Annotated in this window: 17 protein-coding genes and 1 riboswitch; of the genes, 4 read left to right on the forward strand and 13 right to left on the reverse strand. The window is 62.4% G+C overall.

Annotated features, from left to right (window positions below; all coding sequences use genetic code 11):
* Positions 1–214: 214 nt before the first annotated feature.
* Positions 215–1,306 carry a D-alanyl-D-alanine carboxypeptidase family protein gene (locus AC0GUR_RS17990; RefSeq protein WP_472878879.1) on the reverse strand — a complete coding sequence of 364 codons (1,092 nt, stop codon included), beginning with the start codon at positions 1,304–1,306 and terminating at the stop codon, positions 215–217.
* A gap of 418 nt (positions 1,307–1,724) precedes the next feature.
* Between AC0GUR_RS17990 and AC0GUR_RS17995 the strand changes: the two genes are divergently transcribed.
* Positions 1,725–3,587: an ATP-binding cassette domain-containing protein gene (locus AC0GUR_RS17995; RefSeq protein ID WP_472878880.1), complete on the forward strand. Its 1,863-nt coding sequence runs from the start codon at positions 1,725–1,727 to the stop codon at positions 3,585–3,587.
* Positions 3,588–3,684: 97 nt separating this feature from the next.
* Here AC0GUR_RS17995 and ppc read toward each other — a convergent pair whose 3' ends face one another.
* Together ppc and AC0GUR_RS18005 are read right to left on the reverse strand one after the other, a co-directional pair.
* Positions 3,685–6,390 (reverse strand): phosphoenolpyruvate carboxylase, encoded by a 2,706-nt coding sequence (ppc, locus tag AC0GUR_RS18000; RefSeq protein WP_472878881.1) that lies wholly within the window; start codon positions 6,388–6,390, stop codon positions 3,685–3,687.
* Positions 6,391–6,530: 140 nt separating this feature from the next.
* On the reverse strand, positions 6,531–9,029 hold the full coding sequence (locus AC0GUR_RS18005) for a S9 family peptidase (protein WP_472878882.1): 2,499 nt from the start codon (positions 9,027–9,029) through the stop codon (positions 6,531–6,533).
* A 144-nt stretch (positions 9,030–9,173) separates the two neighbouring features.
* Positions 9,174–9,275: riboswitch (S-adenosyl-L-homocysteine riboswitch) on the forward strand.
* A gap of 39 nt (positions 9,276–9,314) precedes the next feature.
* Between AC0GUR_RS18005 and ahcY the strand changes: the two genes are divergently transcribed.
* A complete protein-coding gene (gene ahcY, locus AC0GUR_RS18010; RefSeq protein WP_472878883.1) occupies positions 9,315–10,748 on the forward strand; it encodes an adenosylhomocysteinase in 1,434 nt (477 codons plus the stop codon).
* Between the two features lie 131 nt (positions 10,749–10,879).
* Here the strand turns inward: ahcY and AC0GUR_RS18015 are convergent, their stop codons facing one another.
* The 10 genes from AC0GUR_RS18015 to ccoN are packed head-to-tail and all read right to left on the reverse strand — an operon-like array spanning position 10,880 to position 19,696.
* Positions 10,880–11,605, reverse strand: coding sequence for a sulfite exporter TauE/SafE family protein (locus AC0GUR_RS18015; protein ID WP_472878884.1), 726 nt, complete (start codon positions 11,603–11,605; stop codon positions 10,880–10,882).
* Complete coding sequence (ccoS, locus tag AC0GUR_RS18020) at positions 11,595–11,783, reverse strand: cbb3-type cytochrome oxidase assembly protein CcoS (protein ID WP_472878885.1); 189 nt, start codon at positions 11,781–11,783, stop codon at positions 11,595–11,597. The genes AC0GUR_RS18015 and ccoS overlap by 11 nt, the downstream gene beginning before the upstream one ends.
* The gene (locus AC0GUR_RS18025; RefSeq protein WP_472878886.1) at positions 11,780–14,149 is read right to left on the reverse strand and encodes a heavy metal translocating P-type ATPase; all 2,370 of its coding nucleotides are present in this window, start codon (positions 14,147–14,149) and stop codon (positions 11,780–11,782) included. Before AC0GUR_RS18025 ends, ccoS begins: the two co-directional genes overlap by 4 nt.
* 38 nt (positions 14,150–14,187) lie before the next feature.
* Positions 14,188–14,670, reverse strand: coding sequence for a hypothetical protein (locus tag AC0GUR_RS18030; protein WP_472878887.1), 483 nt, complete (start codon positions 14,668–14,670; stop codon positions 14,188–14,190).
* Positions 14,667–16,220 carry a 4Fe-4S dicluster domain-containing protein gene (locus tag AC0GUR_RS18035; protein WP_472878888.1) on the reverse strand — a complete coding sequence of 518 codons (1,554 nt, stop codon included), beginning with the start codon at positions 16,218–16,220 and terminating at the stop codon, positions 14,667–14,669. The genes AC0GUR_RS18030 and AC0GUR_RS18035 overlap by 4 nt, the downstream gene beginning before the upstream one ends.
* Positions 16,217–16,528 (reverse strand): hypothetical protein, encoded by a 312-nt coding sequence (locus tag AC0GUR_RS18040; protein ID WP_472878889.1) that lies wholly within the window; start codon positions 16,526–16,528, stop codon positions 16,217–16,219. The genes AC0GUR_RS18035 and AC0GUR_RS18040 overlap by 4 nt, the downstream gene beginning before the upstream one ends.
* On the reverse strand, positions 16,528–17,460 hold the full coding sequence (ccoP, locus tag AC0GUR_RS18045; RefSeq protein WP_472878890.1) for a cytochrome-c oxidase, cbb3-type subunit III: 933 nt from the start codon (positions 17,458–17,460) through the stop codon (positions 16,528–16,530). The genes AC0GUR_RS18040 and ccoP overlap by 1 nt, the downstream gene beginning before the upstream one ends.
* Positions 17,457–17,597: a cbb3-type cytochrome oxidase subunit 3 gene (locus AC0GUR_RS18050; RefSeq protein WP_472878891.1), complete on the reverse strand. Its 141-nt coding sequence runs from the start codon at positions 17,595–17,597 to the stop codon at positions 17,457–17,459. Before AC0GUR_RS18050 ends, ccoP begins: the two co-directional genes overlap by 4 nt.
* Before the next feature lies 1 nt (position 17,598).
* Positions 17,599–18,240 (reverse strand): cytochrome-c oxidase, cbb3-type subunit II, encoded by a 642-nt coding sequence (gene ccoO / locus AC0GUR_RS18055; protein ID WP_472878892.1) that lies wholly within the window; start codon positions 18,238–18,240, stop codon positions 17,599–17,601.
* Between the two features lie 10 nt (positions 18,241–18,250).
* A complete protein-coding gene (ccoN, locus tag AC0GUR_RS18060) occupies positions 18,251–19,696 on the reverse strand; it encodes a cytochrome-c oxidase, cbb3-type subunit I (RefSeq protein WP_472878893.1) in 1,446 nt (481 codons plus the stop codon).
* Positions 19,697–19,902: 206 nt separating this feature from the next.
* Between ccoN and metF the strand changes: the two genes are divergently transcribed.
* Both metF and AC0GUR_RS18070 read left to right on the forward strand, forming a co-directional pair.
* Positions 19,903–20,730 (forward strand): methylenetetrahydrofolate reductase [NAD(P)H], encoded by an 828-nt coding sequence (gene metF / locus AC0GUR_RS18065; RefSeq protein ID WP_472878894.1) that lies wholly within the window; start codon positions 19,903–19,905, stop codon positions 20,728–20,730.
* Between the two features lie 28 nt (positions 20,731–20,758).
* Positions 20,759–21,337, forward strand: a complete 579-nt coding sequence (locus AC0GUR_RS18070) for a DUF4124 domain-containing protein (RefSeq protein WP_472878895.1) — start codon at positions 20,759–20,761, stop codon at positions 21,335–21,337.
* Positions 21,338–21,400 lie beyond the last annotated feature (63 nt).

Raw genomic sequence — 21,400 nt, forward strand, 5'->3', positions numbered from 1 at the left:
CCGAATTGCCACAACCAAGCGCAAAGTCGCTGGGCCCCGGCCTACGCCGGGGTGACGGTAGACCTAAAAACTGAGGGGAAGGCCAGTGGCCCCAACGCGCCGAAGGTTTTAAAGACACACTCCCTAAGACATCCCCCGTCTACGTACACCCCAAAAAACAAAAAGGGCCACCTCCCGGCAGCCCTTCATCTTCACCAACGCAATCGCCCCAAACTCACTTATCCGGCGACCCCGCCGAAGCCACCTTCTGGCCGCTGGTCGCCACCTTCTGCGCAGAGCGCGTGGTGGTCGCTGGGCAGGTCGCCGCCTTCTTCTTCTTGGAACAGGTCGCGGTGCTGGCAACCGTATCGGCCTTGCCGCGGCGATGATGGCGACGCGAAGCCGGCGTGGCATCGGCAACCGCGGTCGCCTTGCTGCGACGGCCCTTCACGCCGGTAGCAGGCACTTCACCCGCCTGGGCCACCACATCCATCGGCGTTTCCTGATTGTCGAACCCGTCATCAAGCAAGCGGGCCATCAGTCGATCGCGCGTCGAAGCCGTACGGCCGCCCATCACCACGCTGAAGAGGCGACGGCCGTCTTTTACGGCGGTCGAGGCGAGATTGAAACCCGAAGCGTTGGTGAAACCGGTCTTGAGACCGTCCATGCCCGGGTACTTGTCCATCAGATTGTTGTGACCGCGCACCAGGCGACCGCGGAAGTTGAAGTCCTTGGTCGAGAAATAGTGCGAGAACTGCGGGAAGTCGTGGTACAGCGCCATGGCCAGCTTGCTCATGTCGCGGGCGGTGGTGGTGTCGTCCGGATCAGGCAGGCCCGATGCGTTGGCGAAACGGGTGTTGGACATGCCAAGCAGCTGCGCCTGGGCATTCATCATTTCGACGAAATGACCCTCGGAACCACCGAGGCCCTCGGCCACCACCGTGGCGGCATCGTTGGCCGACTTGGTGATCATGCCGAGCACGCAGTCTTCCACCGCGATGGTCTGGCCGTTGCGCAGATCGAGCTTGGTAGGAGCCTTGGACGCAGCCCATGAAGAAACAGGCAGTTCCTGATCGATCTTCAGCGTGCCGTTCTGCAGCGCCTGGAAGGTGAGGTACAGCGTCATCATCTTGGCAAGCGAGGCCGGATGATTCGCTTCGTCGGCGTTGACGGCGGTGATGACCTGACCGTCCGTTTCATTGACCACGATGGCCGCGTAACCGGCGTGGGCCGCGCCTGCAAAACTGGCGGCAGCACATAGCACCCATGCACAAAGGCTCTGGCGCCAGGTCACTCCCCTGGCCGGCGTAAAGGACTTGATAGCCACCCCGTTTCCTCGCTTCCGGCACGCCGCTCACCCGGCGTTGCAGATCCTGAACTGTGACGCCATTGCTTATGGCATAGACAATACTTGAATTAGCTCACATAAGTCCATGTTTTGATGGACGATAAAACAGTGACGGCGCCATTGGCGCCGCCTGAACGTAAATTTCACAGTGAAAGTTCTGTCTACGTTTCAAGGGAGTTTGCCCGCAAACAGTGATCAGCGAAAGGCTTTTTTGCTGTGAGTTGACACACTTATTCCATGAATTGCTGAGCCGCGAGAGCCGCTTCGCCGACAGCATGGGCAAGGCGCTGCGCGCGCATTCCCCGACCTCGGCGAATCACCCGTCGGTGCGCACAAAATAAAGATCAGATGCTGCGTGCGAAGACGAACGTGGCGGCGCATCCCCTACAATAGGCGGATGTCACTGATCCAACTTCAGCGCGTCGACTTCAGCATCGGCGGCCCTCTCCTGCTCAAAAATGTCGACCTCTCCATCGAGGCGAACGAGCGCGTGTGCATCGTCGGTCGTAACGGCGAAGGCAAATCCACTCTCATGAAGCTCATCGCGGGCGAACTGCACGCCGACGATGGCGAAGTGCGTGTGCAGAACGGCGTCGTGGTAGCACGCATGGCGCAGGAAGTGCCGCAAGACACGTCTGGCAGCGTGTTTGACGTGGTGGCGCAAGGGCTTGGCGATCTCGGCCAATTGCTTGCGCGCTATCACCATCTGCTCGCCGAGGGAGATTTCGACGCACTGGGCGATGTGCAGGCGCAGATCGAAGCGCGCCATGGCTGGGATCTCGACCGCCGTGTCACCGATGTGCTCACTCGTCTGGAATTGCCCGGCGACACCGACTTTGCCGCCCTCTCCGGCGGCATGAAGCGTCGCGTGCTGCTCGCGCAGGCCCTGGTGCGCAAACCGGATGTGCTGCTGCTCGACGAACCCACCAACCATCTCGATATCGAAGCCATCGGCTGGCTGGAAGCGTTCCTTCGCCAGTTCGAAGGCAGCATCATCTTTGTCACGCATGATCGAAGCTTTCTTCGTGCATTGGCCACGCGCATCGTGGAGATCGATCGCGGCCAGCTCACCGATTGGCCGGGCGACTACGACAACTATCTGCGCCGGCGTGAAGAGCGCCTGCACGCCGAAGCGCAAGCGAACGCGCTGTTCGACAAGAAGCTGGCGCAGGAAGAAGTGTGGATTCGCCAGGGCATCAAGGCACGCCGCACCCGCAACGAGGGTCGCGTGCGCGCGCTCAAGGCATTGCGCGTCGAGCGCGGCCAGCGCCGCGAGCTGTCCGGCAACGTCAGAATGACGTTGGCCAATGCGCAGGCCTCGGGCAAGAAGGTGATCGACCTGGAACACGTGCACCAGAGCTACGGCGGGCGCGTGCTGATTGACAACCTGAGCACCACCCTCATGCGCGGCGACCGCGTGGGCATCATCGGCCCCAACGGCGCCGGCAAGAGCACATTGCTCAAGATCATGTTGGGCGAGCTCAAACCGGAACGTGGCCATGCCACCCTCGGCACGGGTATCCAGATCGCGTACTTCGACCAGCATCGCGTGCAGCTCAACAATGAGCTCAACGCACTCGACAACGTGGCCGAAGGCCGCGAGTACATCGAGCTCAACGGCAGCCGCAAGCACATCATCGGCTATCTGCAGGACTTCCTGTTCTCGCCGGAACGCGCACGTGCCCCGATCACCCGGCTTTCCGGCGGCGAACGCAATCGCCTGCTGCTCGCCAAGTTGTTCGCACAGCCATCCAACCTGCTGGTGATGGACGAGCCCACCAACGATCTCGACGTGGAGACGCTGGAGCTGCTCGAAGAACTGCTGACCGAGTATCAGGGCACGCTGTTGCTCGTCTCGCATGACCGCGAGTTCCTGGACAACGTCGTGTCGAGCACGCTGGTGCTTGAGGGCCATGGGCAGGTCGGTGAATACGTGGGTGGCTACAGCGACTGGCTACGCCAGCGTCCGTCGCCCACGGCGGCCACTATCAAAACCGCAGAAATAAAGGCCATCGCCCCAGCGCAAGCAGCAGCGGAAGCCAAACGCAAGCTGAGCTACAAGGATGCACGCGAACTGGAACAACTTCCGGCACGCATCGAAGCGCTTGAGACGGATATCGCGACACGTACGGATGCGATGAACGACCCGGACTTCTTTCGCCAGGACAACGCTGCCGTCATGAAAGCGAACGAGACGCTGGCTGCACTGCAGCGTGATCTTGATGCGGCGTATGCGCGTTGGTCGGAGCTCGACGGGTAATTCCTATCTTGTGGGAGCGCACCTTGTGCGCGACATGCCAACCGCAACAGCTGTCGCGCACAAGGTGCGCTCCCACACAAATGTCGTCGGCAAACAATCAACCGGTGTTTTGCAAACCCTGCGACACACCGTTGACACAGGCCACCAGCGCCGTCAGCAGCGATTCGTCACTTTCACCGCCTTCACGCCACCGCTTGAGCAGATCCACCTGCAACAGACTCATCGGATCGACATAGGGATTGCGCAGGCTTATCGACACGGCCAATCGCGGTTCGTTCTGTAGCAGGCTGTCGCTTCGCTTGAGTCGCATCAGCCAATGGCTCGTACGCTCAAATTCTTCGCGGATCATGTCGAAGAATGGCTCATGCAACGGCCCGGCGAGCTTGGAGAAGGCTTCGGCAATGCCAAGATCGCACTTGGCCAGCACCATCGACACGTCATCGAGCATATTGGCGAGAAATGGCCAGTCGCTGGCCATGTCGGCCATGGCGTCCTCCCCGAACTCGCCCGCACCGAACTCGAGCGCGGTACCCAGGCCATACCAACCGGGCAGGATCGAGCGGCACTGGGTCCACGCGAAAACCCAGGGAATCGCGCGCAGATCCTGCACGCCCCGCATGCTTCTGCGGCGCGATGGACGCGAGCCCAAGGTCATGCGCTCGATCACATCGATGGGTGTAGCAGTGCGAAAATAATCGACAAAGCCTTCGCGATCCACGAACGCACGATAGTGCTGGCGACTGCGCGCCGAGAGCTGACTCATGCGTTCGCGCCAAACATGTTCACGCGGCTCCTCCGTGCGAGGACGCAAAGATGCGCGCAATACCGCCCCCACCGTCTGCTCCAGGTTACGCAATGCCAACGCGCGTATGCCGTATTTGCGATGAATCACCTCGCCCTGCTCGGTGACACGTAATACGCCGGCGACTGATCCACGTGGTGATGACATCAAGGCCGGCGCAACGCGTGCACCGCCACGACTGGCCGAGCCGCCGCGACCATGGAAGAACGAGAGCCTGACACCAGCCGCCGACGCCACCTCCAGCAGCTCCACCTGTGCACGCTGCAAACCCCAGCGCGAGGCCAGCGTGCCACCGTCCTTGCCGCTATCCGAATAGCCCAGCATCACCCATTGCCTGCCACCTCGCGAGGCGAGATGTTCCCGGTATACAGGGTCTGCGAGCAACGCTTGCAGGGTGGCCGGTGCGTTGGCGAGATCGTCGACGGTTTCGAACAGCGGTGCGATATCGAGCGGCACTCCGCCCTCGACCGCCAAGCCGCCGTAACGCGCAAGCGCGAGAACAGCCAATACGTCCGCCGCCGAACGCGCCATGCTGATGATGTAGAGGCCAAGCGCTTCGGCGCCGTAGCATCCTCGCGCTTCACGCAAGGTGGCGAACACGTCGTGCAGCGCCACGACCGCGGTTTCCTCGTTGAGCACGAAGCTTTGTTCACCGCCGGCATACGAGCGCAATCGCATTGCCTTTTCGCCGACTTCACGCGCCGACCACTGATCGTCACCAAGGAGCAGCGCCAGTGCATCGTCATGCACGCGCGAATCCTGGCGCACATCGAGACGGGCGAGATGAAAGCCAAAGGTTCGCACGCGCCAGATCAGGCGCCGCACGGCGTATGCGCCTGCATGCAGGCCGCGATGATCGATCAGGCTGGCGGCGATCAGACGCAGGTCGCCGAGCAACTCGTCGACCGAGGTGTAGCCTTCCGGATGATCGTCGTCATGCGTGGCTTCGAGGCGAGCGCCAATGATGGTCAGCAGGCTGCGGTAAGGCATATCCGCATGGCGCGGGCGTACCTGCGCGGCGGCGCCGGGAAAGCGTACGCGGTAGTCGAACAACCGACGCGCCAGGTCGCTATCGACGTCTACCCGATCCTCGGTCTGGCTCAACAGGCGTGCCAGGCCAGCGATATCTTCGACGTAGTGTTCCAGCACATGTGATCGCTGGGTGGCGAGGCTGGTTGCGATGGTGGCCGCACCCACGTTGGGGTTGCCATCCATGTCACCGCCCACCCAGGTAGCGAAACTCAGCAGACGCGGGATGGGTACCGCCACGCCGTAGACCGTCTGCAACGCATCGGCCAGCGACTCGTACAGCGCCGGCACGATGCGATAGATGGGATTGGCCAGATAAAAGCCGACGTGATGATGCTCGTCCTGCACGCTGGGGCTGATCGGCGAGGCTTCCGCGGTCTGCCAGCCAGCGCTTAGCGCCATGAAGATGCGGTCGTCGTCCTCATTGCGCTCCTGCGGCGTGCGCGTGGGGTCGAAATTATCGACCAGCGCGCGAACGATGGATTGCTCTTTCTCCAGCAGCGAACGGCGCACGGCTTCGGTGGGATGGGCCGTGAAAACCGGCTCCACCTGCAACCGTTCCAGCCACTCGATCAGTTCGGCCGCCTCGACGCCTTGCGCCTTGAGTCGTTGCAGCACATCCAGCAGGGACTCAGGCTGCGGCGCTCCGCCTTCGCGCTGGTAGTCGCGGCGACGGCGGATGCGGTGAATGCGCTCGGCGATGTTGACCGCCTGGAAATAGGTTGCGAATGCGCGCGCCAGCGCTTCGGCGTGGTCAGTCTTGAGTCCAGTGAGCAGTCCAGCGAGCACATCCAGTGACGCGTTCTCCTGCCGGCGCTCGATGGCGGCCAGGCGGATGCGCTCCACTTCGCTTAGGAAACCCGGAGAGATCTGCTCGGCCAGCATGTTGCCGACCAGGGTGCCGAGACGGCGAACGTCTTCGCGCAAAGGCGCGTCGTGCGGGGCGAACTCAGGACTGCGGTGCTGGTTCATCGATGCCACGTTGCCGATGTCTGGACGGCCAAGACTACCCCAAGCGAAACGGTTTTGTGCACTGCCGCATTAGTTTCAGGCGACACCAATGAAAACGGGGCGCCATGCGCCCCGTTTCCTTGTCGCGATGACGGGCGATGTCAGTGGGTGGCCGCAACACCCGCGTTCGCAGGCTTGGCCTGCTTCACATACGTTTCCAGCCAGTTATTCATCTCGGCCAGCATCTGCATGATCGACTCGCGCGCACGGTAGGCATGCGCTTCGTTGGGCAGCAAGACCAGCCGCGAGGTGCCGCCAAGGCCCTTGATGGCGGCGTACATGCGTTCACTTTGAATCGGGAACGTGCCGGAGTTGTTGTCCTGCTCGCCGTGGATCATCAACAGCGCGTCCTTGATGTGGTCGGCATAGTTGAACGGCGACATCGTCTGATAGACGTCCTGCGCCTGCCAGAAGTTGCGCTCCTCCGACTGGAAGCCGAAGGGCGTGAGCGTGCGATTGTAGGCACCGCTACGCGCGATACCGGCCTTGAACAGGCGCGTGTGGGCCAGCAGGTTGGCGGTCATGAACGCCCCATAGGAGTGGCCACCCACCGCGATGCGGTTGCGATCGGCCACGCCACGACGCACCACTTCGTCGACTGCGGCTTCCGCACTCGCCACCAGCTGCGGAATATAGGTGTCGTTCGGCTCCTTGTCGCCCTCGCCCACGATGGGCACCGCGAAGTTATCCAGCACGGTGTAGCCCATGGTCAGGAAGGCCTGCGGGCCCCAATAGCTGATGCGGTTGAAGCGATAGGGCGAATCCTTCACCTGACCTGCCGCGTCGGCCGATTTGAACTCGGCCGGGTAGGCCCACATCAGCATCGGGCGCGGGCCATCCTTTTTGGGGTTGTAGTTCGGCGGCAGATAGAGCGTGGCGGTCAACTCAACGCCGTCCTTGCGCTTGTAACGGATCTGCTCCTTCTTCACGCCCTTGAGTTGCGGCAGTGGATGCGGAAAGTGCGTCAACGCCCGCCAGTTGCCATTGGCAGCAAGATCGCGCACATAGAAGTTGGTCGGCTCCGTGGGTGACTCACGCGAAATCAGCGCACGCTTGCCCTCGTCGTCCAGCAACATCTGCGGCGCTTCGTAGTAAGGCGCCTGTGAGTGGAACAGGCGCGTGCTCTGTCCGCTACGCAGGTTCACCTTGTCGATGAAGGGGCGATCACCTTCCGGCGATGCGCCGTCACCGAGTCGGTAAATGCTTTCACCGTCGGTCGCGACCAGCAGACGCGACTCGCCATGCTCGTCGACCACGGTCGCCGGTGTGCCGGGGTTGTGATAGCGATCTTCCGAGGAGCCTTCGCGCACCAGTGCTGGTGCTTGCGCCGGGTGGTCTGGCGTCACGCGCCACTCCTTCACCTTACGGGTCTTCCACCAGAATTCGTCGATCAGCGCCAGTTCGCCGTTGCCCCAGGTGGCACCGGCATAGCGACTGCCGAGCCTGGCCAGCGTGACCGGTGCCTGGTCGAACGGCGCAGCCTGCATCTGCACGATGTCGCGCACGTCCGCCGACCGCGCCGGATCACCACCATCCTGCGCTTCCGCCCACACCAGTGTGGCGGGCGCATCGGCGCGCCACTCGATGTCGCGCACACCGGCAGGCACCGCATCGTTGCCGGTCGGCAAACCTTCCACCAACGGAAGATGCGCGATGTCCTTCACCAGTTTGCCATCGCGATCGAGCACTTCGATGCGGCGCGGGAAAGCATCCACCGGTACCAGATAAGAGAACGGGCGCTCCACGCGCTGGCGCAGCAGATAGTGGCCATCGGGAGACGCCTTGATCGACAGCGTCAGCGACGGCTCACCGATCGAGGTGACCTTGCCATCCAGACTCACCAGCGCGGTCTGCGAGCGCAGATAGTGTTCGAACAGGCGCGCGTCCTCTTCGTTGCGCAGCAGATCCTGATAGGTACGAATCGCCTTGACGCCAGCGCCCACCTGAGTCTGCTGCGTGTTCGGCCCCGTGGGGATGTCATTGGCGACCGGCGCCGCACCCTGCCCTTCGGGCTGCAGCTGTACCAGCAATTGCTGGCTGTCAGGCATCCAACGGTAGCCGCGACCCGCCACGGTGTTCAGCGGCAGCGTGATCAACCGGCGTGCGGAACGCGCAGCTACGTCGACTACCCACAGTTCATTGCGCCCCTGCTTGGCGTCGACCTGGTTGAAGGCCAGATAGCGCTGGTCCGGCGACCAGCTGGAACTGGCAATCGACAACGGCGCCGGCAAGCCTTGCAGGCGAATCTCCTTGCCGGTTGCCACGTCCATCAACCACAGGTCGCTGCCAAACGCGAAACGGCTTTGCGCGTAGGTGCGTGGATTGATGCGCATGCCGGCCAGCTTCAGTTCGGGCTGCGCCACCACATCAATGCCAGGCAGGGCCGGCGTCTGAGTCAGCGCAAGCAGATCGCGATGCGGACTGATCGAGAGCTGCGGCGGACGCGGCGCATCCACCAGAGCCTGCAAGGGCGCCGGTGGCGTGAGGTAGCCCGTCGCGGGTGCAACTACCTGGCTCGGCGGCGGCTGGTCCGCCATGACCAACGGCGGTACGGCCAGCAACAAGCCGATCAGGGCAAGGCGTCGGAGTGAGATATCCATAGGAGGCAACTACCTGTGTCGTAATACCTTGCGACATTAGCGCCTTGGTCGCCCGCCGACCCCGGCCATCAGTCATGTGCGAGCCGGACCCGACCGGGTCTGAGCCCCGCGAAACGGTCACCGCGTGACGCTATACTGCTTAATCCCGTCGAGGGGCGCTGCGACCGTTGGCTTGCTGAATCCATGCGTGATTCCGCGACCCCGGCCAGGCTCGACGGATTTTCTTTGTAACGGCGCCCGGTTAACGATGCGGCCTGCTGGTCGCAACACCCGGAGCTAAGCCAAATGAACGCAGTCACCAAGGGCCCTGCCCACCAGGACTTCAAAGTCCGCGATATCTCCCTCGCCGACCTCGGCCGCCGCCGCATCCGCATGGCGGAAGAGGAAATGCCGGGCCTGATGCAGATTCGCGCCCGCTACGCCAAGGAAAAGCCGCTGAAGGGCGTACGCTTGTCCGGCTCGCTGCACTGCACGAAGGAAACCGCCGTGCTGGCCGAAACCCTGCGTGAGCTGGGTGCATCCGTGCGCTGGGCCTCCTGCAACATTTTCTCTACCCAGGACGACGTGGCGGCAGCCCTCGCCGCCGGTGGCCTGCCCGTGTTCGCCTGGAAGGGCGAGACGCTGGAGGAATATTGGGAGTGCACGCTCGACATGCTCACCCACCCGGGTGAACTCGGCCCGCAGCTGATCGTGGACGATGGCGGCGACGCCACCCTGTTCATCCACAAGGGTGTGGAACTCGAAGACGGCAGCAACTGGGTCAACACCCCGAGCAGCAACCACGAAGAGCAGGTGATCAAGGATCTGGTCAAGCGCACCGCGTCGGAGCGCCCGGGCTGGTTCAAGAAGATCGCCGCCGAATGGAAGGGTGTTTCCGAAGAGACCACCACCGGCGTGCATCGCCTGTATCAGCTCGCCGAAGCCGGCAAGCTGCTGGTGCCGGCTATCAACGTCAACGACTCGGTGACCAAGTCGAAGTTCGACAATCTGTACGGCTGCCGCGAATCGCTGGCCGACGGCATCAAGCGCGCGACCGACCTGATGGTCGCCGGCAAGGTGGCCGTGGTATGCGGCTATGGCGACGTCGGCAAGGGCTGTGCGCACTCGCTGAAGGGCTTTGGCGCTCGCGTGATCGTCACCGAGATCGACCCGATCAATGCGCTGCAGGCTGCGATGGAAGGCTTCCAGGTCACCACCATCGAAGACACGCTGGGCCTTGGCGACATCTACGTCACCACCACCGGCAACAAGGACATCATCACGCTCGAGCACATGGCGGCGATGAAGAACAACGCGCTGGTGTGCAACATCGGCCACTTCGACAACGAGATCCAGATGGATCGCCTGAACACGGCCAAGGACGTGACGCGCGAAACCATCAAGCCGCAGGTGGATCGCTACACCTTCAGCAAGACGGGCCGCAGCATCTACATGCTGGCCGAAGGCCGTCTGGTGAACCTGGGCTGCGCCCATGGCCACCCGAGCTTCGTGATGTCCAACAGCTTCTCCAACCAGACGCTGGCCCAGCTTGACCTGTGGGCGAACAAGGACAAGTACGAGAACACGGTCTACCGCCTGCCCAAGAAGCTGGACGAAGAAGTGGCTCGCCTGCACCTGGAGCAGATCGGCGTGAAGCTGACCAAGCTCACCCAGGAACAGGCCGACTACATCGGCGTCCCGGTGGAAGGTCCGTACAAGCCGGATCATTACCGCTACTGAGCAACGGGCCAAGCGGCCGATGCATCCAACGAAAAGGCCGCCTCCGGGCGGCCTTTTTTGTTGCTGAACGCTGCGTCGCGCACAGGGTACGCCTCGTCAGGCAAGCACCCTGTGCGCGACCGCGTCCCTCCTCAACGCATGCTCGGCCCGCACCCCATCGCGCCGAGGACACCGTGCAACGCTGGCACGTGCATCAACCATGGCGCCGACAAGGTCATCACACCGGCAAACAGGATAAACAACGCGGCACCGCGCCTCGGACCTGGCCGCTGCAGCCAGCGCCCGACTCGCGCACCCGACCAGGTGAGCGGCAACATCACCGGCAAGGTGCCCAGGCCGAACGCAGCCATGGTCAACGCGCCATTCAACGCGCTCGCCTGCAACCACGCAGCGGCGAGCATCGTGGTGCTCAATCCACAGGGCAGCCACCCCCACAACACGCCTGCCGCCAATCGACGTCCCACGGTATGAGCAGGCAACAAACGCTGCTGCAGCGGTTGCAGGTGACGCCAGAGCTTTGCGCCGGGGCGCCCCAAAAAGTTGAAGCGGCCTTTTCGATCCAACAACCGCAGCGCAGCAATGACCAACACCGCGCCCATCATCACGCGCGCAGTGACGGCAAGCGCATGCCATTCGAACACGCGCAGCAAACCATCACCCACACCACCAACGATCGCGCCAGCCAGCACATATCCAAGTACGCGACCAACGTTGAGCTGCAGCGCGCCACCCCAACCGTTCCGTGGCGACCACGCCGAGAAGCCCGTCGCAATGCCACCGCACATGGCTGCGCAATGCACGCCGCCAAGCAGGCCACTCAAAAGGGCCGCGGAAAGCGCGAGCACATTAATCGGCATCGCAACCTCCGTCCACGCGTTTGCTCGCCACGATGGATGGCGCGTCGTCATGCAGAATGTCCAACGCTGGCGTATCCATATCGTCAAACTGGCCTTTGCGGACCGCCCAGACCAATGAGCCGACGGCCAATGCCAGCAACATCAGGCTGAGCGGAATGAGCATAAGCAGGATGATCATGACGCTTGCCCCTTGGTGGATACGCGCATCAAACGCAACGCATTGGTCGTCACGATCAACGACGAAGCCGCCATGCCCAACGCTGCAACGGCAGGTGTCACTTCGCCGGTGATAGCCAGTGGCAAGGCGAGCAAGTTGTAGCCCACCGCCCAGGCGAAATTCTGGCGGATGATCTTTTGAGTACGACGCGCCAGCTGCACCGCAGCCGGAATGCGCAGCAATGACGGCGCCGTGAGCACCATGTCCGCGGCGCGTTGCGCCAGCGACGCGCCCTCGCCCATCGCAATCGAAACATCGGCGCCAGCAAGCACCGGCGCGTCGTTGAGGCCATCACCCACCATCGCCACGATGCAGCCTTTCGCTTGCAGGTTGCGGACCAGGGTCAGCTTGTCTTCCGATGTCTGCCGCGCATGCGCTGCGCCTATCGCCAGTTGCTTCATCAGGCGCTGAACGGGCTCTTGGCCATCGCCACTGGCCAGATGGACGCGCAGACCAAGCTCGCGCAGCGCTTGCACGGCGTCGGGCGCATGCTCCCTCAGACTTTCCTGCAAGCGGAAGCGCGCGACGGTGTGCGCACCATCGCCCAGCCAAAGCTGGCCGTCATCGTCACGCCCGCAAGCAAATGATGCCTGCCCCAGCCGCCAGACGGTGTCATTCACTCGCCCCGTCAGGCCCTGACCGGCAACAGCGCGCACGTCGGTAGCCCGTAGTGCCGTATGCACGCTGGCGAACGCCGCAGCGATTGGGTGATGACTGTCGCGCTCCAACGCTGCTGCAATCGCCAGAGCGTCGTCAGGTGATCGGCCATCAAATGTCCTTACGTCACCGACCACCAGCTGCACGCGGGTCAGCGTGCCGGTTTTGTCGAACACCACGTCGGTTGCCTTGGCCAGGGAGTCCAACCCCTCCGCCCGAATGGAAAGCACGCCCAGCTTTGCCAGGGCACCATGACTCGCCGCGAGCGCCGCGGGCACAGCCAAAGACAGTGCACAGGGGCAGCTGACAACCAGCAACGCCAAGGTGACTTCAAACGCACGCGAAGGGTCGTGAATTCGCCAGCCGACATAGACCAGCACAGCGACAATCAGCAACGTCCCCACAAACCAGCTGCCCACGCGATCAGCCATACGCGCAATCGGCGGGCGATGCGCCTGCGCCTGCTCAACCAGTCGGGCCAGCTGCGACAAGCGGGTGGAACTGCCAACCTGAGAGACCTCGATACGCGCGGGCGTCTCGCGGCAGATCGTGCCCGCATAAATGGTCGCCCCCTTCAGCCGGCTGACCGGGCGGGATTCGCCCGTGAGCAGGGCTTCTTCGAACGAGGCCTCGTTATCAAGCAGACAACCGTCCGCGGGTACCGCTTCGCCGACAGCGACGCAGGCGATATCACCCATCTGCAATGCAGTCAGCGGTACGGATTCACGACTACCGTCGGCACGCTCGCGCACCGCCAGCGTAGGCCTGGCGCGCGCCAGCGCATCCACCTGTGAACTGGCAATGCGGCGCGCCCGCTGCTCCAGCATGCGCGCCCCCAGCAACAGGAACACGAACATGGCAGCCGCGTCATACCAAACCAGCGCACCGCCACGGACGGTTTCGACGGCGCTCGCCAGGTAGGCAAGCAACGTAGAGCTGGCGATGAGCGTGTCCATGCCAAGATGGCGCTGGCGCAGTTCGCGCCAGCAACCGGAAAGAAACGGCCAACCCGCATAGAACACCACGGGCGTGCACACCAAGAACGTCACCCAACGGAAGAAATCCCGGGTGGAGATGGCCATGTGATGATTGAAGTCGAGGTACAAGGCCTCGGACAACATCATCGTCTGCATGGCGCCGAGTCCGGCTATGCCTAGGCGCAACAGCCAGCGTCGACGCTCGGCAACGCGTTCCCTCTCGCGTGCGGCACCACTGGCCAGATACGGCCGATAGCCAAGCATGGCCAAGCGTTCCAGCAATTGGGACAAGCGAACCTGCGATGGGTCCCATCCGATGCGTATACGCCCGGTGACTGCATTGGCACTGCTGTCGAATACGCCGCTTTCGCGCTGCAGCGCGCGATCGATCAACCAGGCGCAGGCGGCACAGCGCATGCCGTCCGTAAGCAGGGTGATCTCGAGCCCACCCTCGACGGGAAAGGCATGCTCACTCAACAGGTCAGTGCGATCCCAACCGGCGAGATCGGGCGCGTCACCCACACGCATCCCCGCCACGTCGCGAAGACGGTAGTAGTCGCCAAGATCCGACTGCCGAATCCATTCGCCTGCCGCAGCACAACCATGACAACAGAACCCCTGAACCGCCCCGTCGATATCGAGCGACACGGCTCCCTGCGGCAGGGTTTCGCCACAGTGGTAACAGGTCCGCATAGCGGCCCCTGCCATGAAGTCGATTGAGCAGTCCACGATCAGGGCATCAGTCGAATGGAGCGTGCCTGTGCTGACCAATGTCCATGTAGCAACCAGGTGGCGTTATCCGGTGCGAGCTGCACCGTCCATTCGCGGTCGCCATCCAACGACCCCACACCACGCCAGCCGAGTTCACTGGGCGAAAGCTGATAGGTGTGCTCACCACCGACAGCATCCGATGCGATCAGCTTGAGGATCAGCTTGCCGCCACGTGGAAACTCGCCATCCATGGGGACGGCCTCGATCATGTCGCCCTTGGTGCGCAGCACCAGGCCCCGCGTTTCCACTTCGGCGGAGGGCGCGGCATCGGCGGACACCAGCATTCTGCCGACCTTCGTGGTGTTGCGGACGGTCTCCGCATCTTCCTTTCCGGGATGAACGGCGGCGAACAACAGCGCGAAACCGATCACAACTGACGCAAGGGGAAGCCCCACCAGCATCCATACCATCGGCTCACGCCAGGTACTGCGTGTCTGATTCATGGCGTAGGTCCAAAGAAACTACTGTTGATGGTGGTTTCGGCATCGTTGTCGACACCGTGCACCTGAAACTGCACATCGTGACGGCCAGTGACATCCGGCGACGCGCTGACGGTCACCGGCACCGAGACCACTTCACCGCCCTGAGCCTCGACGGTCTTGGGTCCGTCGCGAAGCACTGCACCCTGGATGTCTTTGGCGCGCACATCAATCACGAAATGACGCGCTTGCTGTTCCTTGTTGACCAGCTTCACCGTGTAGCTGTTCTCGATGCGCCCATGAGGCCCCTGGCTGTACATGGCATTGCGGTCACGCAACACCTCGGCGATCAGCGGACTGCGATGGGTGACGCCATAGAACCAACCGCCCATCATGGCCGTCAACAGACAGGCATACACGATGACGCGCGGCCGCAGCACATGCACCGGCTTGTTGTCGATCTGGTTCTGCGTGGTGTAGCGAATCAACCCGTTGGGATAACCCAGCTTGCCCATCACATCGTTGCACGCATCGATGCAGGCGCCACAGGCGATGCATTCGTATTGGAGACCGTTGCGAATGTCGATGCCGGTAGGGCACACCTGCACGCAGATCGTGCAGTCGATGCAGTCACCCAGTTCTTCCAAGGCAAATTTTGGCAAAGGCTCCGCCGACGCGCCCATGTCGGCCAGGGCAATGGTGCCTGCAGCCTGAGCGCGATCGTCAGCCGCCGACGGATGTTGGCTGGCACGGAACACGTAATCGTACGCCGTCACCTTGTCGAGCAGACCGCGCGCACGCGACAACACGCTCTGCAGGCCGCGCTTGCGTGAGCCACGCGGTTCGCCGCGCATGGGGTCGTAGGCGATGATCAGCGTGTTGCGGTCGAACATTGCACTCTGGAAGCGCGCATAGGGGCACATGTACTTGCAGACCTGCTGGCGCAGGAACCCTGCATTGCCCCAGGTGGCAAAGCCATAGAACAGAATCCAGAATGTTTCCCAACCACCCCATTCAAACGGCGTGCGCCGGGCGAGATCGGCGATCGGACTGAAGAAGCCCACGAAGGTGAAGCCCGTCCACAGCGAGAACAGTGCCCACAGCAGGTGCCGGGACCCTTTGCGCAGGATCTTCTCGCGGTTCCAGGGACCGGCATCAAGCTTCATGCGCTTGCTGCGGTCACCCTCGCACAAGCGCTCGATCCACAACGACACTTCGGTCCACACGGTCTGCGGACAGGCATACCCGCAAAACAGGCGCCCGGCCAACGCGGTAAAGAAGAACAGCGCAAGCGCGGCAATGATCAGAAGGGTGGAGAGAAACAGGAAATCCTGAGGAAGAAACATCCACCCGAACACGTGGAACTTACGCGCCGGCAGATCAAGCAACACCGCCTGACGCCCCTGCCAACTCATCCATGGAAACAGATAGAACATCCCCAGCAGCCAGATGACGGCGGCGACACGAAGCCGGTTCAAGGGACCGGCCACGTCCCGGGGATAAACCTTGCGTTCACTGACGTAGTAAGAGCTGCTGCCGTCATCGACCACTTGCAGGGGGATGCGCCGACTCATGATTTGTTACCAGAAGAGAATCCGCGCCTGACCTGCTGAGACGTGCGCAGCAGGATCCACGTGAACAGGCTGGAGGAGGATGTCGCCAGCCAAAATAGAAAGAAGCCCAGGGAGTACCCCTGCACACGGCTCACCTGCAGAGAGGGAAACGTGATGTCCCGTAAGGCTTCGGGGTCGACAATGGCGAAGAACACCGTCGTGATGACGCCAGCGACGAAGAAACTGGGCCAGAGAATGGCGCCGGCGCGCTGCAATGATGCATGCGCCGGCTCTAGTTCTTCTGGAGGTTTTGCAGATTGCGGGCCCACTACTCGGCTACCACCGCGCCAGCGGGCGGCGCGTCCTTGTGCGGAGACAAGGTCCACACATAGGCACCCACCAGTCGTGTACGGGTATCGCCCAATACCGGCTTCCATGCCGGCATGACGCCCTGGCGACCTTCGGTCAGCGTCTTGTGCAGCGATGCCTTGCTGCTTCCGTACAGCCAGTAGCTGTCCGTGAGATCCGGCGCACCCATCACTTGGTTACCCTTGCCCTGCGGACCGTGACATGCGGAGCAGATGCCGGCGAACAACTTTTCACCACGCTCCGCTGCATCCTTCGGCTGATCAGGTATGGACAGCGAGAGCACGTAGGCAATCGTGTCATCCACTGCGGTAGGGCCACCCTGCGCGGTCAACGTCGTTGCCCACGCCGGCATCACCGCATGACGGCCTTCCTGGATGGTTTCCAGCACGCGATTCGGCGTGCCGCCCCAATGCCAGATGTCGTCGGTCAGATCGGGGAACCCAATCGCACCGTGACCGGTCGAGCCGTGACACGCGGCGCAATTGTTGATGAAGATCGCGCGACCAATCGACACCGCACCTGGATCCTTGGCGAGCTGGTCGATCGGCTTGCCGGCGTAGAGCTTGAGCGTATCGTCGAGACGCGCCTCTTCCGCTGCCGTCTCCACTGCCCACTCGGATTTCGAACTCCAGTGGCCGTAGCCCTTCAGAGTGCCCACGCCGTACCACACCAGATAGCCCACCGCGAAGACGAGGGTGATGTAGAACAGATTGATCCACCACTTCGGCAGCGCCTTGTTGTACTCGGTCAGGTCACCGTCCCACACATGCCCGGTTTCATCAGGCTTGGGATCGTTGGGACCGCGCTTGATATTGCCTCGTAACAGCCACAGGCAACCAAGCAGGTTCAGCGCCGTTATGGCGACGACGTACCACGTCCATCCCGAAGTCATGCGGTTCCCTCCTTTTCGTCATCCAGGGGCATCTGTGCAGCCGCATCCAGCGCGGGCTTGTTGCTCGGCCGCCAAAGCCAGATGCACCCCCCGACAAACAACAGCAGCAGTACTGCGGTAATTACGCCTGGCACCATGTCACTCGACTCCCTCTGCCACTTGCATGTCGGTCTGTGACACGTGCGTACCGAGGCTCTGCAAATAGGCCACTACGGCATCAAGCTCGGTCTTGCCTTCAACAACCTTTGGCGCCTCGGCGATCTCGGCATCGGTGTACGGGTCACCGATGCGTTTGAGGGCGCGCATGTGCTGAGCGACTTCGGCGCCATCCAGCTTGTTGTTTTCCAGCCACGAATAGGCCGGCATATTGGATTCAGGCACCACATCGCGCGGGTTATGCAGATGCGCGCGATGCCAGTCGTCGGAGTAACCACGCAGGCCCACGCGGGCCAGGTCAGGCCCGGTGCGCTTGCTGCCCCATTGGAACGGGTGGTCGTAAACCGATTCGCCAGCCAGCGAGTAGTGGCCATAGCGTTCCGTCTCGAAACGCAGCGTGCGCACCATCTGCGAGTGGCAGTTGTAGCAACCCTCGCGGATATAGACGTCGCGCCCGGCCAGCTCCAGAGCGGGATAAGGCTTGATGCCCGGTAGCGGCTTGATGGTTTCGGCCTGGAACATCAGCGGCACGATTTCCGCCAGACCACCGAAGGACACGGCAACCGCGACCAGGATGCCCATCAGGCCAATGTTCTTTTCGATTTTTGCGTGTGTTTGGCTCATGTCTGTTCCCTCAGGCACGCGCATCGGCTGCATCGGGCGGCAGCACGGGTTGGGGTGCCGTGCTGGCAGCCGCCAGGCGGAAGGTCTTGAACACGTTCCAGCCCATGACCAGCATGCCGCTCAGCACGATCACGCCGCCGACGACGCGGAACAGGTAGTAAGGCTTGGTGGCGACGAGCGATTCGACGAACGAGTAGACCAGCGTGCCGTTTTCCGGATCGGTGGCGCGCCACATAAGCCCCTGCATCATGCCCGCGATCCACATGGACGCGATGTAGACCACCAGGCCGATGGTGTGCAGCCAGAAGTGCGTATCGATCAGCTTGATCGAATACATCTTCGGCAAGCCCAGCAGACGCGGCAGCATCGCGTAGATGGAGCCGATGGAGATCATTGCCACCCAGCCGATAGCGCCGGAATGCACGTGTGCGATAGTCCAGTCGGTGTAGTGACTGAGCGAGTTGACCGTCTTGATGGACATCATCGGTCCCTCGAACGTGCTCATCATGTAGAACGAGAGCGAGACGATGAGGAACTTCAGGATCGGGTCGGTGCGCAGCTTGTACCAGACGCCGGACAGCGTGAGGATGCCGTTGATCGCACCACCCCACGACGGCGCCAGCAGCACCAGCGAGAACACCATGCCCAGCGACTGCGCCCAGTCAGGCAGCGCCGTGTATTGCAGGTGATGCGGGCCGGCCCACATGTACACCGCGATCAGCGCCCAGAAGTGCACGATCGACAGGCGATACGAATAGATCGGGCGACCGGCCTGCTTGGGCACGAAGTAATACATCATGCCGAGGAAGGCGGTGGTCAGGAAGAAGCCCACGGCGTTGTGGCCGTACCACCACTGCACCATGGCATCCACCGCACCCGAGTAGACCGAGTACGACTTGAACGCGCCGGCCGGAATGGCAAGGTTGTTGACGATGTGCAGCAACGCGATGGTGATGATGTACGCGCCGAAGAACCAGTTGGCGACGTAGATATGCTTCACCTTGCGCTTGGCGATGGTGCCGAAGTACAGCACCGCGTAGGCGACCCACACGATGGTGATCAGGATGTCGATCGGCCACTCGAGCTCGGCGTACTCCTTGCCCTGGGTGTACCCCAGCGGCAGGCTGATAGCCGCGGCGACGATGACCAGCTGCCATCCCCAGAACACGAACGAGGCCAGCTTGTCGGAAATCAGCCTCGCGTGGCAGGTGCGCTGCACGACGTAAAGGCTGGTGGCGAAAAGTGCCGAACCGCCGAATGCGAAGATCACCGCATTGGTATGCAGCGGACGGAGACGGCCGTAGCTGAGCCACGGCACGTTGAAACTGAGGTCCGGCCAGTACAGCAGGGCGGCGATATAAACGCCGACCAGCATGCCGACCACACCCCAAACCACGGTCATAACGGCGAATTGCCTTACGACCTTATCGCTGTAATTCCCCTCGACGCCTACCATGAGGCCCACTCCTAGGCATGACTAAACGCCAAAAGTTTGGTGGGCACCCCGTAAAACACGATTGATCTAGATCAACGACCACCGAGCGCGGTTTGTCGCAGGTCAAGACTGGAGGCTATGGGCGGATGGCGATTGAGTAACAAATATCTCTATATCGCGAAAAAGAGATATATACTCTCGAAATAGTCAACTCAGGGACCGTTGAGATGCCGTCCATCAGCTTTGAGTTCTTCCCGCCCAAGACCGACGAGCAGCGCGCGCAGCTCGACAACGCCGCCAGGCAGCTCAAATCGCTGTCACCGGAATACGTGTCGGTCACATTTGGCGCGGGCGGCTCTACGCTCAGTTACACCGGCGAAACGGTGCATCGCCTGCATAGCCAACACGGGCTCAATGTGGCGCCGCACCTCTCGTGTGTCGGCGGCACCCGGGCCGAGCTGGCTCAATTGCTGGACGCCTACCGAGCTGCCGGTTATCGGCGCATCGTGGCGCTGCGTGGCGATCTGCCCTCGGGCATGGCCACACCCGGCGATTTCCGCTACGCGGCCGAACTGGTTCGCTTTATCCGCGAGCACTCGGGCGACCACTTCCATATTGAAGTCGCGGCCTACCCGGAAACTCATCCGCAAGCCGACGACGCCCTGGCTGACCTGAGGCACTTCAAAGCCAAAGTGGACGCTGGCGCCAACGGCGCCATCACCCAGTACTTCTTCAATGCCGATGCCTACTTCCGTTTCGTGGAGGATGCGCAGCGCATGGGCGTGCAGGTACCGATCGTGCCGGGCATCATGCCGATCTCCAACTTCTCCCAGCTGAAACGCTTCTCCGACGCCTGCGGCGCCGAAATTCCGCGTTGGATCGTCAAGCGCATGCAGGCGCATGGCGACGACGCTGCCGCCATCCGCGAGCTGGGCGCCGACGTGGTGGCACAGCTTTGTCGCCGACTGCTGGACGGTGGCGCCCCGGGCCTGCACTTCTATACGTTGAACCGGGCCAAAGCGACTCAGGCGATACTCGACCGACTGCACGGTTAACTATCGAGGGCGAGCGTATGCTCGCCCCATGCTGCCACGATGCGCCCTGCTACTGATGCTGTTCCTCTTGTCCGCCAGCGCCGTGGCTCAGGGCGGCATTCATCGTTGCATCGGGCCTGATGGGAATCCGCTGTTTACCGACCAGCCTTGCGCGGCCTTGCAGGCCACGCCGGTGAGCGCGCCAAGCGAATCGACTCCGGCCGCGCAGACTCCAGCCACGGCAGAGCCACCACCGATACTGTGCGCCGCTAGCGTGGCGGAACTCCGCCAAAGCGTGCTGGACGCGTTCGCCAGCCGTAACCCCAATCGACTGGCCGGCCTGATGCTGTGGGGCGGCTACGGGCGCGACGCGGTCGTAGCCGACATCCGCTCTATGAGCGCCCTGATGAAGCAGACTTTGCTGGAGGTAGGAGAGGACGCGGACGATCCGCCCTCTGCTGCTTCCTCCCCCGCTTCCTATCCTGGCGATATGCCGGCGCCAACGCCGCGCACGCCCGCCAACCCACGCATCGTGGTGCGCACCGTTGCCGATGACGGCAGCGGCTCCGCCCACGAAACGCACTTCAACGTGGTGCGCCGATCCGGCTGCCTCTGGCTGCGCAACTGAAGCTGGGCCCCTGCGTCTTGAGAAGCAACTCGCCCCTTCTGGGCGGCCGGTGAAGCCGGTCCA

The organism is Dyella sp. PARNA 12/25 (assembly GCF_055702865.1).